The sequence below is a fragment of the Geothrix rubra genome (assembly GCF_030268065.1).
GTDB lineage: Bacteria > Acidobacteriota > Holophagae > Holophagales > Holophagaceae > Geothrix > Geothrix rubra.
Genome location: NZ_BSDD01000001.1, coordinates 310668 through 324002, shown reverse-complemented (window position 1 = coordinate 324002; position 13335 = coordinate 310668). Strand labels below are relative to the sequence as shown.

The 13335-nt window shown below is 74.8% G+C and carries 9 protein-coding genes; 2 read left to right on the top strand and 7 right to left on the bottom strand.

Features of this window, described 5'->3' with window-relative positions; translation table 11 throughout:
* Positions 1-127: 127 nt before the first annotated feature.
* Entirely contained in the window at positions 128-814 is a 687-nt protein-coding gene (gene rpe / locus QSJ33_RS01420; RefSeq protein WP_285722335.1) for a ribulose-phosphate 3-epimerase, read from the top strand.
* On the opposite strand, the gene QSJ33_RS01415 is transcribed toward rpe, so the two are convergent.
* Genes QSJ33_RS01415 through QSJ33_RS01385 form a run of 7 tightly spaced genes read right to left on the bottom strand, consistent with a single transcriptional unit; the run spans position 771 to position 11985 of the window.
* Positions 771-1037, bottom strand: coding sequence for a GIY-YIG nuclease family protein (locus QSJ33_RS01415; protein ID WP_285722334.1), 267 nt, complete (start codon positions 1035-1037; stop codon positions 771-773). The two genes, rpe and QSJ33_RS01415, sit on opposite strands and share 44 nt — an antisense overlap.
* Complete coding sequence (locus tag QSJ33_RS01410) at positions 1034-2518, bottom strand: hypothetical protein (RefSeq protein ID WP_285722333.1); 1485 nt, start codon at positions 2516-2518, stop codon at positions 1034-1036. Before QSJ33_RS01410 ends, QSJ33_RS01415 begins: the two co-directional genes overlap by 4 nt.
* Positions 2515-3318: a hypothetical protein gene (locus QSJ33_RS01405; protein WP_285722332.1), complete on the bottom strand. Its 804-nt coding sequence runs from the start codon at positions 3316-3318 to the stop codon at positions 2515-2517. Before QSJ33_RS01405 ends, QSJ33_RS01410 begins: the two co-directional genes overlap by 4 nt.
* A complete protein-coding gene (locus tag QSJ33_RS01400; protein WP_285722331.1) occupies positions 3305-4141 on the bottom strand; it encodes a hypothetical protein in 837 nt (278 codons plus the stop codon). The genes QSJ33_RS01405 and QSJ33_RS01400 overlap by 14 nt, the downstream gene beginning before the upstream one ends.
* Positions 4141-8892 (bottom strand): alpha-2-macroglobulin family protein, encoded by a 4752-nt coding sequence (locus QSJ33_RS01395; protein WP_285722330.1) that lies wholly within the window; start codon positions 8890-8892, stop codon positions 4141-4143. Before QSJ33_RS01395 ends, QSJ33_RS01400 begins: the two co-directional genes overlap by 1 nt.
* 1 nt (position 8893) lies before the next feature.
* Positions 8894-9844: a DUF1175 family protein gene (locus QSJ33_RS01390; protein ID WP_285722329.1), complete on the bottom strand. Its 951-nt coding sequence runs from the start codon at positions 9842-9844 to the stop codon at positions 8894-8896.
* Positions 9841-11985: a hypothetical protein gene (locus tag QSJ33_RS01385; protein WP_285722328.1), complete on the bottom strand. Its 2145-nt coding sequence runs from the start codon at positions 11983-11985 to the stop codon at positions 9841-9843. The genes QSJ33_RS01390 and QSJ33_RS01385 overlap by 4 nt, the downstream gene beginning before the upstream one ends.
* 141 nt (positions 11986-12126) lie before the next feature.
* Here QSJ33_RS01385 and hutI point away from each other — a divergent pair, with 141 nt between their 5' ends.
* Positions 12127-13335, top strand: a complete 1209-nt coding sequence (gene hutI, locus QSJ33_RS01380; RefSeq protein WP_285722327.1) for an imidazolonepropionase — start codon at positions 12127-12129, stop codon at positions 13333-13335.

Sequence of the window (13335 nt, the reverse complement as noted above, 5' to 3'; positions counted from 1 at the left end):
CACGAAGAGCAGGCTATCAAGAGCTCGAAGAGATCGTTCATGCCATCGCACCCTTCAGGGCCTTCCTCCGTGTCCTTCGTGGATGTCTTTGAAGCCCCCTGGGACCGCCTCTGGAATACTTAGGCCCATGAGCCTCCGCCCCGACGCCCCTCTCCTCGCCCCCTCGCTCCTCTCCGCCGACTTCGCCCGGCTGGGCGAGGAGCTGCAGATGCTCGAGTCCACGGGGGCCCAGGTGGTCCATGTGGACGTCATGGATGGCCGCTTCGTGCCGAACATCACCATCGGCCTGCCGGTGGTTGAGGGTCTGCGCAAGGCCACCGCCCTACCCCTGGACTGCCACCTGATGATCGTGGAGCCCCTGCGCTACGCCGTGGAGTTCGTGAAGGCGGGTGCCGACTGGGTGAGCGTCCACCAGGAGGCCGATCCCCACCTGAACCGCACCCTGGCCGCCATCCGCCAGGCCGGCGCGAAGGCGGGCGTGGTGCTGAACCCCGGCACCCCCGTGGAGACGCTGGTGGACCTCGTCGGCGACTTCGACTTCGTGCTGCTGATGAGCGTGAACCCCGGCTTCGGCGGCCAGAGCTTCATCCCCCGGGTGCTGGACAAGGTGAGACGGCTGGATGCCCTCCGCACCGAGCGCGGCATCCCCTTCCTCATCGAGGTGGACGGCGGCGTCAGCCTGAAGAACGCCGCGGACCTGGTCCGCGCCGGCGCCGACTGCCTGGTGGCCGGCAACGCCGTGTTCAAGGCCCCGGATCCGAGGACTGCCGTCAGCGGCCTGCTGGGCGAGATGGCGAAGGGGCGCACAGCCTGAGCTTCGCGTCCCGCGGAAGGCGCTTGATGGCCCGCTCCCGCCGCAGCGCCTCCGCCTTCGAGCCGCAGGCCTCGGTGTAGACGAGCACGAGCGGGGCCCGCCCCCGGGTGTACTTCGCCCCCTTCCCCGCCTCGTGCAGCGCCAGCCGCGCCGCCACGTCCAGGGCGATGCCGCAGTAGAGCGTGTCATCCGCGCAACGGAGGAGGTACACCCACCAGGTCATGACCCGCTCCGCCACGAGGCCGGGAAGGCCTCGGCCAGGATCTGCTCGGCGGTGGCACCCTGGGCCGCCCGGAAGCGGGCGGTGGCGAGGCAGAGGCCCACGTTGTGCCCCCAGCCCCGGCCCTGTAGACGCAGGCCCCCATCGGGCAGCGGCTCGGCCACGCAGGCGTTGCTGGGCCAGGCGGTCCAGCCGAAGCGGCGCCCCGCCGCCAGTCGCAGGGCCTCCACCGGATAGGGCCCGGAGGCGCCCAGGCGGATCCCGGCCTGGCCCGCGCGCAGCCCCGGGGCCACGTCCCGCTTGAGGGCCGCCACCTGGGCGGCCGACAGGGTCCGGGTCCAGGAGGCCCAGCGGTCGCCGGGCACCTCCGCCGGCGTGCCCACGTCGGCGGGACCCTCGCCCCAGACTGCCCTGGGGCTCAGGCCCCGCCCTCCCGCGGAGCCCGTGAAGAAGGCCCAGCGGGGATCCAGAGCCAGACCCGGGGCCGTGGCCACGGCGCGCCCCGTCTCCGGGGAGGCGCTGCCCCGCACCACCGCGCAGTGGGTGAGGGGGCACAGGGCGCCCCCGGGATGCGCGTGGCGATGGGCCGCGAGCCAGCGGGCGAGCACCGCGGCCAGCGCCCGTCGGGCCTCGAAGGGCGCGTCGGCACCGAGTTCGCCTTCCGTGGCGGCGGCCACCCAGGCGGCCACGGGCGCCGTCCACCTCAGCGACCAGCCCTGGCGTCCCGCGCGAATCCTAACCTGGCCCCGGAGGGTCCCCACGGGGAACCCGGCGCCGAAGCGGACCGTGCCCTCGAAGCGCCACTGGCGGCCGGATATATTGGACAATCGATGTCCATTCACGACCATGGGCCCGCGGAGCCGCTCCGGTGGCCAGGCCACGGTGACCTCCGCGGGGGAGTCCCCGCCCAGGGAGAGGCTTTCCTTGGTCCAGGCGCCATCCTGGCGCGCGCCCGCCCGGGGAGGGACCGGCGTGGGATCCCCCCGCAGCCAGGCCCGGAGCCATCGGTAGGCCCAGGCCTGCTCCCTGGTGGTGCCGCCGGCCAGGGCCCGGTCCAGGCGGTCCTGCAGGCCCGGGGACGGCGCAGCCGGCCAGCGCGCTGGAGGACGGCGATGGGCCTCCGCGTGGAGGCAGCGGGCCTCCTCCGCCCAGCGGCGCAGCCGGACCCCCGCCAGCCGCCGGTGGACCAGCTCGTGCCGGAGCACGGCGCCCAGGTCCCGGCGACGCAGCTGGTCCCAGGGGCGGAGGTGGAGGGTGTTCCCGATCCACTGCGCCGCCCGGCCGGGAGGCGCGCCCGTGGCCTGCTCGAAGGCCCGGGCCTCCGCGTGGACCCGCACCACCCAGGCGCCGCCGGGCCAGGGACCGTAGGCTGCCGTGTCGGTGAAGGCCGTGGCGAGGGCGGTCGCCACGGGGGCCTGGGCCTCCGGATCCCCCTCGAACCGGGGAGGCGTGAAGGCAGGCTGAGGCGCCGCGAGCAGGATCACCGGATGCCCATGATCTCCCGGAACCGGGCCATGGCCTCGCCCTTGCCCCGTCCCCGCGGGAGGTGCAGCACCGCCACCGTGCCACCGCGACCTGCGGCCACCCAGGCGGACGTGGCACCGGGCTCGCCGGGGACCGGGGCGGTGCCGGTCTTGAACCACCAGGCCTCCTTCCCGATCAGGTCGCCGATCTCGGTGAAGAAGCCGGAGAGGTAGCGGTGGGCGTACTCCAACACCTCACCCTGACTCGGGTCCGCCAGCCAGCCGGCCATGGCCGCTGGGCTCGTTCGCAGCAGGTCCCCGTCGCCCACCCAGGCCGGTGTCAGCGCCGGCAGGGTGTCCCCGGGGGGGAGGCGGTCGCCCAGGAAGGGGCCGAAGGCCTCCTCCAGCCGGAACCGCGCCGGCGCCTCGCCGTAGTCCCGCCGCCACCGGACCATGGATTCCCCGGCCCAGGAGAGGAAGGCCAGGTTGCAGCTCTCCCGCAGGGCCTTGCCCAGGTCCACCTTCCCGTGGCCGTCCCGCTTCCAGCAATGGTAGGGGCCCAGGGTGCCGGTGCAGCGGAAACGGACGTCCCGGCTGGACCACTCGATGCCCTCCAGCTTCAGCCAGACCAGCTTGGCCAGACTGCCCATGGGGGCCTCCTTCGAGGCCTCGCCGAACCCCTGGACCGGTCCTCCCTCCAGGCTGACGGCCAGACCTTCGCCGGGACGGAGGGCGCCCGGCGTCCAGGGGGGCGGCGCGGGCTCCTGGGCCGCCAGCAGGGTGCCCAGGACGAGAACCAGGAGGGCCCTAGGGTTCCACATCGATCGTCCCCAGGGTGACGGGCCCGGCCCCGGGCAGGATGAGGCGCTCGAAGGTCCAGCGGCGCTCCCGGTCCGTGCCGCCATCCAGCACCGCCTCCACCCGCAGCCGCGCGGGCTTGCCGCCCCGCCAGCCGCCGACCCACCGCAGGGTGTAGGTCCCCGGCGGCGGCGTGTCGTGGGTGTACTCGCCGGACCAGCGCAGCATGCCACCGGAGGCGGTGCGCCGGCCGGATTCGGCCACCAGGCCGTCCGGCTCCACCACCTGCAGGCTGCCGCTGGCCCACTCGCCGGAGGCCTGGAGGCTCAGGATCCGCAGGCGGGTGCGGGCCGCGGAGACCCACCAGCTGCGAACCACCCGCAGGCCCGAATCCGGCTCCAGGATCTCCAGCCGGTTCTCGCCGTTCTGGGAGGTGAGCTCCGTCTCGAAGGGCGAGCCCACGCGGACGGACCAGGTCTGGGCCGATCCGTTGAACCACACCCGCAGGTTTCGCTGGCGCCAGGCGTTCCGCCGGGCCGCCTCCTCCCGGGCGAGCCGCGCCTGACGGAGCTGCTCGGCGGTCCGCGTGTCCCGGTCCGGGACCTCGTCGGTGTCCTCGTCGTCGGTGCGCCGCTCCGGGTCGGCCCTGGGAGGCTCGGGGTCGCGGGGATCCACCAGCTTGATCCGCAGGGAGACCTTGGCCTCCCCGGACCAGCCGCCCAGGGCCGGATCCACCTCCAGACGCCACTGCTTGAGGTCGGGGACATAGGCCTTCGCGGGCTGGGCGGAGAACCCCAGGGTGCAGGCCGCGCCGAACAGGAGGGAGACCTTCAGCAGGTTTCGCATCACCGGCCTCCTTCCTCGACCCGGAGATCCAGGCCGTCGCAGGTGGCCCACTGGGCCTCGTTGGACATGAGGCTCAGCTTGGCGGGGCGGAGGCGGTAGGTCCCCGCCATGCCGGCCCGCAGCAGGATGCGGACACGGTGCGAGCCCCAGCTCCAGATCCGGGGGTAGAGGAAGGTCACCTTGTCGGGATGGACCTCGATCCTCGGCTTCTCCCAGTCCGGCGTGCTCCCCTCCTCCGTGAACGGGTGACCCTCGAGGACGAAGCCCTCGAGCTTCACGGTGGGGGTGAGGCCGCCCGGGATCGGCACCTCCAGGATGGCGTAGTCGGCGTCACGGTCCGTGCGGAAGGTGAGCTCCATCCAGGCCTCCTCCCCCGCGCGCAGCGTCCCGGTCCAGGGCTGGCGGACCCAGCCCTGGCGGGCATTTCCGGTCTCCTGCGGCGTCCGGAGCCGCCAGACCTTCCGGTCCACGGCCATGCGGAGGGCCGACGAGGCGTCGCCCCGCGGCACGCCCGCGGCGCTGCCGGGCACCTGGTAGGCGTAGGTCCACACCAGCACGCCCTTCCCGCTGGCGGTGAGGGTGACGGGCTTCGGCTCGGCCAGGGCGAAGCTGCCGGGCCGGGGGGCGCGGGCGTCCCAGCGCCGGGCCTCGGCGCGCTCCTGGAAGGTCCAGCTCGGCCCGCCCTGCACCGCCGCCTGGATGCCGGAGGGGCTCCAGTCCAGCTTGCGGATGCGGGCCAGGTAGGGGAGCAGGTCCACGATCTGCGCCGTGCTCCAGGTGGAGTACCAGCCGTAGCCGCGGTACTCGGAGGCCAGGAAGGTCTCGCCCTGGCGGATCAGGGGCGACTGCGGACGCGCCAGGCACAGGGCCTTGAGGGCCATGACCGTGGGCACCACATCGCCGGAGACGTAGCTCCACCAGTCGTCGCGCCGGCCCTCCCAGCGGGCCAGCCCGCCCCGCACCATGGCGGCCTGCTCCAGGCGGTCCACCAGCGCCGCCGTCTTCGGATGCCGGCTCTCCGCCGCGGCGAGGGCCACCATGGCCAGCACGTGGGCGCCGGGCCACTGGCCCTTCAGCACCTTGTCCGCGCTGCTGTCCACCAGGCCCTGCACCGGCTCGCCGCTGCGGGCCAGGGACAGCAGGAGGAAGGCCGCGTCCCCGGCGGGATCCACGGTCTGGCCCCGCTCCGCCCGCTGGCCCTGGGCCCGCTGGTCGGCCTGCCGGGCCACCTGCTGGAAGAGGGCCAGGGCCGCGAGCCGGCCGCGCCGGAAGACCGCCTCGTCCACCGGGTAGCCCAGGCGCTTCATGGTGGCGAAGCTCTGGATGGCGTAGCCCGTGGTGTGGGGGTTGGCGTCCAGGCCGAAGTCGTTGGGCGCGTACCAGCCCCAACCGCCGTTGGGCTGCTGGTAGCCGTACACCCGGAAGACGCCGTCCCGGATGTTGCGGTCCAGGTCCGTGAGCTGCTTCCAGTCCAGGGGCGGCATGGCGCCCTGCTTCACCAGGTCCGCCACCAGCAGGTTGGGGACGAAGCTGGAGAGGGTCTGCTCCACGCAGCCGTAGGGGTAGCCGATGAGGTAGGGCAGCGAGGGGGCCGCCAGGTGCTCCAGGCTGCCCACGGGCGTGAGCACCAGGGCGGCGCTGCCCTTGGCGCCGGGGGGCACGGGCACGGTCACCGTCTGGGACCCGCCGTCCAGGATGAGATGGCCCGACAGCGTGGCGGGCACCAGCTGGTCCAGCACCTGCACCCGCTGGCGCTCGGCGTCCTTCAGGCCGCCGCCTTCCACCCGCGCCGTCACCGCGAGGGGCCCGGTCTGGTCCGCCCGCAGCGGCAGGGCGAAGCGGTACTCGCCCTGGTCCGGCAGCGTGAAGGTGGCCTCGGGAGTCCCCACCAGCCGGCCGTTCTGGACCTCCAGGCGGATCCGCCCGCTGAGGGGCTGGCCCGAGAGGTTCCGCACCAGGGCGATGGCCCGCGCCTCCTCGCCGACGCTCAGGGTGCGGGGCAGTGTCACGGCCACCTGCAGGGGTTTGGAGGAGGGCCTGGAGGCCCGCCCCATGCCCACCTTCGTGTCGGCGGTGACGGCCAGGGCCGTGGCCCGCCAGGCCGTGAGGTTGTCGGGCAGGGTCAGCTCCACGCTGGCGTGCCCGTCCCGACCCGCGGCCAGGAAGGGGGTCCAGTGGGCCGTGTCCTTGAAGTTCTGGCGCACCTTGTCGGCGTCGTCGGCCTTGAACTCGCCGCGCTTCGTCTGCTTGAGGCTCCAGACGGGCCGCTGGCGGCGGAGCAGGTCGTAGAAGCTCCAGTCCGTGGAGCCCGAGCGCAGCACGCCGTGGCGCCGCGTGGGATTGAAGAACCGCACGGGATCGGGGTTCAGCTCGGCGCTGAGGGCGTAGATGGCCTCGTCCACCACGCCCACGCTGAGGTCGGCCGGCGCGGGATGGCCGGCGGCGTCCTTCACGTCCACGGAGACGCGCATGGGCTGGCCGGGCTGGTAGCGCTCGCGGTCCGTACTGACGGCCACCTGCAGGCGCCGGTCGAGCCGGGGCACGCGGAGGGGCACCTCCACCATCTGGCGCCGGCCCTCCGCCACGATCTCGAAGACCGCCCACACGTTGGGTTGCATGGCGGCGGTGACGGGGATCTCCACCAGGGCCGTGGTGCCGGGCACGGCGCGGCTCTGGCGCCGGCCCAGCGCCTCGTTCTCGATGGACCAGTGGAGGGTCAGCTTCGGCCGCGGCAGCTGCACCAGGATGCGGGCCATGTCGCCGGGCTGGTATTCGGGCTTGTCCGCGGCGGCGCGCAGGTCCGGCACCGCCGGCAGGGGCGTGCCCTCCGCCGCCACCGTGATGAGGCGCTGGGCGGCCACGGGCCGGCCCTTGGCATCGCGGGCCTCGGCCACCAGCAGGTAGAGCCCGCCCTCCGGGATGGTCAGCATGGCCTGGGGCCCCTGGGCCGAGGCCACGGTCTCGCCGGGCGTGAGGGCGCTGGGGCGGGACCACCAGTAGGCGTCGTCCTTCCGGGCCACGATGCGGGCCGCGCGGAGGGTGATGGGCACCCCGGCCAGCTCCCTGCCGTCCAGGTCCATGGCCCGGGCCGTCACCTGGAAGGGGCGCCCGGGCAGGGCCACCTGCCGGTCCGTGGCCACCCCCAGGATCATGTCGCCCGCGGAGGCCCGCACCTGGGCCTGGCCACCGTTGCGCTGGCCGGAGGCGTCCACCACCTTCACGACCATGCGCCACAGGCCGTCGCGCTCGGCCTTGAAGCCGGGGAGCTGGGCCTGGCCCTCGTCGTCCAGGTCCACCTGGCCGCTCTCCATCAACTCCGGCGCCGGGCCCGAGTCCTCCTCGTCCCAGATCCAGCGGGCCTTGGGCGGCACCACCTTGTAGAGGAACCAGTCCGCCTTGGCGCCGCGCACGGCGGCCCCGTAGAAGTAGCGGGCGGCCACATGGAATTCGAGCGGATCGCCCAGGCCCACCTTGGCCTTCGGCGTGTCCACCTTCACCTCGAAGGCGGGCTTCACGAAGTGCTCGACCTTGAACTCCGCCTGGCCCGGGCCCTGCGGCCCCTGGAACACCACGCGGTAGAGGCCCAGGCGCCCCGCGCCGGGCAGGGTGAAATGCAGGCCGTACGTGCCCGTCTCGGCGTTGAGGAGCGGGGCCTTCCCCTCGGTGACCTTGGTGTCCTCGGCATCCAGCACCGTGAAGGGCAGCTCCGGGGCGCCCGCGGCCACGCGGTTCTCGCCGTCCTCCACCCGCCGCAGGATGGCCTTGGCGAAGACCTCCTGGCCGGGCCGGTACAGGGGCCGCTCCGTGTAGGCGTAGAGGCGCTGCCGCACGGCGGCCGTGGCCTGGCCCTCGGAGGCCAGGAGGGCGAAGGCCGCGCCGCTGCGGGCCAGTACGACTCGACGCACGCCGGGGCCCGCCGCCAGCTCGGCGACGCCGGAACCGTCGAAGGCCAGGGCCTGGGCCTTCCCGGCCTCGAACACCTGGCCGGTGGCCCCGGCCCGGGGGGCCCCGTCGGTGGCGTTCACGGCCTGCACCCGCAGCCGGGCGCCGTCCTCCTCGGACAGCAGGGCCAGGTCCGACACCACCCAGGGCACGTAGGCCGCGTCTGAGCCCCGCAGGATCTCCACGAGGTACAGGCCCGCCGGCTGGCCCGGCAGCTCCACGCGGCTGAGGTGGCCGGAATCACCGGACTCGTCCTCCTCGTTCCCCTGCTTCCCCGCCACCTCCTCGGTGACCTTCGGCACCAGCTCCGTCACGTAGGTCAGGCCGGGTTGTCCCTCCAGCGGCAGGGCGCCGCCCTCCCGCGGGGCCGTGGCCGGGGTGCGCGGACTGGTCAGCCGGTCGGACTGCTTGGCAGCGTCCCGCAGGCTGCGGGTGGCCGTGCGGTGGACCGTGACGAAGGCCCGGCGGCCGCCCCAGAGGAGGGCCTCGCGCAGCACGTCCAGGGGATCCTGGGCGCCCCGCCCGCCCTCGGCCACGGGGCTTCCGGGGGCCTGCAGGAGGAGCTTCCGGAGGAAGCCTTCGGGATCCTCCACCCGGTAGAGGCGGATGCGCGCCTCCACAGGGATGGGCCCCGCGGCCTCCAGCTGCGCCGTCCTCCCCGGCAGGGTGGGCCGGAGCATGGCGAAGGCGCCGGTCCAGCCGCCCTCCCGCCAGGGGGCCTCGCCGCCGCGCTTCTGGGCGGTGCCCGTGGTGGGCAGCAGCAGCGCCGCGGGGATGAGCAGGGTGAGGAGGGGTCGGAGCCAGCGCATGTCAGGACCTGGAGGCGGAGGGGTCGGCGGGCCTGGACGCCAGCAGCTGCCAGCGGTAGAGGCCCAGGAAGGCGGGATTCTCGGCGAGGGGGCGGAACTCGGGATCGGGATGGTGGAGCAGGTCGTCCAGGCGGACCCGGCGCACCTCGCCCTCCTGGCGGGTGGCCCCCGAGCCCTCGGGGCCCGTGTCGTAGAGCAGCACCGGGCTGCCGTCGGTGTCGGGGCGGACGAAGGCCATGACGTGGTCGGGCTCGGGGCGGGCCCCGCCCCGGGCGAAGAAGATCAGGTCGCCGGGCCGGGCCTGGGCCAGGTCCCGGCCCAAAGGTACGCAGGCGAACCGGCGAAGGAAGGCGCCCTTGGCGAAGGGCTGGACGCCCTCCGGCGTGGGGAAGCCCTGGCGCCAGCCGCCCCCGAAGGCCGGGGAGGGGTCGCCGCCTGCGGAGCCGTCGGCGAAGCCCACCCGGTCCCGCCAGGCCGCCGTGTGGGGCGCCAGGGCCTCGCGGAACGCGAAACGCATCAGTCCCGCGCAGTCCCGCTGGGCGGGCTCCCAGGCCGGGCTGGGCCCCTCCAGCTGCTGTTCCAGGAGGGCCACGAACCAGCCCCGGAAGGCCTCGCGGTCGCCCTCGTCCCGGAGGCCGGACGGAAAGGTCCCCCCGGCCGGAATGGACACCGACTGTCGGAAGCCCGGCCAGGCCAGGAGGGTGGCCTGGGCGGCGCCCGCCGGGGCCATGAAGAACCCCTCGGCCGCGTTCCCCCAGGCGGGCACGCCCGCCACCCGCACGCCCCAGCCAGGCCTGCGCAGACCCAGCAGGCTCCGGCTCTCCACGCGGAGATGGCGGAGGGGGTTGGCGGGATCGGCCTCCAGCCTGACGCGGTGGCGCACGGGCACCAGGGCCAGGGCGGCCCCGCCCAGGACCACCCCGCCCAGGGCCGCCAGCCGGCGCGGTGTCATCGGGGCCGCCCTTCCAGTCCGCCCGCGGTCCAGTTCCACTCGATGCGCACGGTGCCGAGCGACTTCAGGGCGCCGAGGAAGGGCCCGAGGCTGGCGGCCAGCTCGGCGGCGGCCTCGTCCTCCGCCGGCGCGGCCTCGCCGGCCCACCAGCGGCTGCCCTGGCGCCCGCGGAGGAAGGCCAGCAGCAGGGTCTCCAGCTCCTGGGAGGCCCGCGCGCCGTCCACCTCCATGCGGGCCCAGGCCCGGGAGTCGCTGTCGGCCAGCGTGGGCGCCTGGCCGAGCAGGCCCGCCGCCACCGCCTTCACCGAACCGTCGTCGCTGCCCAGCACGAGGGTGTCGCCCACCAGGGCCCAGGCCGGCGTGAAGGCCTGATGGGTGCGGACCCGATGCAGCTCCGTGCTCCCGAAGGGCTGCTTCTGGTTCTGCCCCTGGAAGAGCCGGGGCAGCAGCTTTTTGAGCAGGTTCTCGACCTGCACCCGCTTCGCGGGCTGCACGGGCAGCGCCAGGGCCAGGCTCGGGCTCATGCCGGGCTCGCCGAAGCCGCCGAAGGCCCCCGCGGCGCCCTCCGCCTGCATCCGCGAGGCCCGCCAGGGATCCTCCCGGCGCAGCCGCGCCAGTTCCGTGAGGGCGGCCTTCTCGGCCTGCGTCACGGGAGGGGCCGGCACCCAGCCGTTCCAGAGGAGGGCCGCGCCCCGCAGGTCCAGGGCCCCCAGCAGGGTGTCCAGGTCCCGGCGGAGGCCCTCGAGCTGCCGCCGCCGCTCCGCCGCGCCCGCCACCGCGGCCTGGTAGGCCTGCAGCTGGGCCGGGCTCAGCTGGCTGCCCCCGCCCGCGAAGGCCGGCATCTCGGGTTCGGCGATGTCCGCACCCCGGTCCACCCGGAGGATCGCCGCCACCAGCTTCTCCGTCGGGCCCGCGCCCACGGACAGGGCCAGGGCCCCCGTGCGGGGCGCGGCCTTGGCCACGAAGGGGTTGGGCCAGGTGCCCTGCTGGGCTCCGGCAAGCCGGCGTCGCAGGGCCTCGCACTCGAAGGCGTCCCCCGCCCCCAGGCGCGGGACCACCCAGAAGGAGAGCTCCGTGTCCGGCGCCATGGCCGAGAGGGCCACCCGCGTCCACTCGCCGCGTTCGCCCAGGCTGGGCTGCGGACCCGGGAACAGCAACGCACGCAGGGGCGCCTCGCGGTCGCTGATCCAGGTGCCCTCGGGCCGCGCCACCAGGTGGAACACCCCGCCGGAGCCCCGAAGCTGCTGGACCTGCGCCTGCCCGCCGGGGCCCTGCCAGGTGACGGTGCGGGCCCGGGCCCCCTGGCTGAGGGGATTGAGCTTGAGCAGGCCCAGCAGCAGCTGGCTCCGCAGGGGCAGGTCGCCGGGGATGAAGACCAGGGTGCCGAGGAGGCCGTTCCCCGGGCCGCGTTCCACGCCGTAGTGCAGGATCCAGGCCTCGCGGCCCGCCAGGGGTTCCAGGGCCGGGGAGGCCTGGCGCAGCCAGGGCTCCAGGTGGCGCACCACGAAACCGGCCCGGCTGCCCTGGGCCAGGGCCGGCACGAGTCCCGCGCCGTCCGCGGACCCGCCCGCCAGCGCCTGGAGGCGCGCCAGCCCCGGGCGGAGCTGCCGGAGGTGGATGAGCACGCCGGGCTGGGCCGCCTGGTCCAGCCCCTTGGGGAGCGCCGCGTTCCCGGCCTGGGTGAACAGGGCCGGGCTGGGGATCCACTGGAAGCGCCAGCCGCCCGGGTCCAGGTGGAGGCCCAGGCCCTGGGTCCAGGGACGATCCACCCGGTCGGGGGCGCCCAGGTAGGCGAAGGGATCGGCGCCGGCCTGGCGGTAGCCCCGGAGGTAGAGGAAGTGCGCCGCCTCCGGCCCGCCCGCCGAGAGGGCCTGCGCGGCCCACTGGTCCAGGGGCCACTGGGTCAGCGCGGCCAGGGCCGCCCGCCGGTCGCCCGGGTCCTTGAGGTGCTCCAGGAGCTGGCCCTTCCGCTCCTCCGGGCTCATCTGCGTGAAGGGGACGGACTGCCAGATGCGCTGGCCCCGGGCGTCCGTCCGGTAGAAGCTCCACCGCTGGATCCGCTGCCAGGCCCACCCGGGCACCGGTGCCTGGGCCCGCGCGGTCCCGGATGCGAAGGCCAGGCCCACGATCCATGCGCCCACACGCCAAGCGAGTCGCCCCTGGCCACGCCCCATACCCCGCACTGGAACCTCCGGTGTGAGGCGATGCTACCAAGGGCCCGGGACCGCGCAAGGAACCCTTGCGTGATTTTTGACAGCCCCCGGCCCTGGCAGACTGGAGGCATGTCGGACCGTCGCGTGCTCGTGAACCTCCGGGGCCTCCTGACCCCCGATCCCGCCCGGACCTGGGCGGTGGACCGCATCCCGGACGCGGCCCTGGCCCTCCAGGGGGACCGCGTGGCCTGGCTGGGCCGGGCGGCGGACCTGCCCGCGGGCTGGAAGGACGCGCCCCGGGTGGACGGCGGCGGATCCTGGGCCAGCCCCGGCTTCGTGGACCCGCACACCCACCTGCTCTTCGGCGGCGACCGCTCGGGCGAGTTCAACCGCCGCCTCCACGGCGCCACCTACCAGCAGATCGCCGCGGAAGGCGGGGGCATCCGCGAGACGGTGCGGGCCACCCGGGCCGCCTCGGTCGAGGCGCTGGTGGCGGCCGGCGAGGCCCGGCTGAGGGCCTTCCGCGAGCGCGGCGTCGTGCACCTCGAGGTGAAGACCGGCTACGGCCTGGAGCTGGAGGCGGAGTCCCGGCTGACGGCGGCCTACGCCGAGCTGCGCCGCCGGGGCTGGAGCTTCGACGTGACCCTGCTGCCCGCCCACGACCTCGCGCCCGAGTTCGGAGGCGACGCCGAGGCCAACGCCCGCGCCGTGGCCGAGGACTGGCTGCCCGAGCTGGTCCGCCGCCATCCCGGCGTGGCCGCCTTCTGCGATGTCTTCGTGGAGACCGGCGTCTACACCGCGGACCTGGGCCGCCGCATCTTCGAGGCGGGAAGGCGGCTGGGGCTGCGCCCCCGCGTCCACGCCGACGAGCTGAGCTGGACCGGCGGCGCGGAGCTGGCGGCGGAGCTGGGGGCCGCCAGCGCGGACCACCTCATGTTCTGCAGCGAGGCCGGCATGAAGGCCATGGCCGCCGCGGACGTCACGCCCGTGCTGCTGCCGGGAACCACGCTGTTCCTCGGCATGCGCGACTGGGCCCCGGCGCGGAAGATGATCGAGGCCGGCTGCCGCGTGGCCCTGGCGACGGACTTCAACCCCGGCTCCTGTCCCTGCCTGGATCCCCTCACCATCCTGCGCCTGGGCTGCCTGCAGCTGCGCATGACCTTCGAGGAGGCCTTCACCGCCATGACCCTGCACGCCGCCCGCAGCCTGGGCCGCGCCGACCTCGGCCACCTGCACCCCGGCGCCAGGGCCGACGTGCTGCTGTGGGACGTGGGGGAGATGCTGGAGATGGTGTACTGGGTCGGCGAGCCCTACCGGCCGAGATTCATCCAGGCCTGA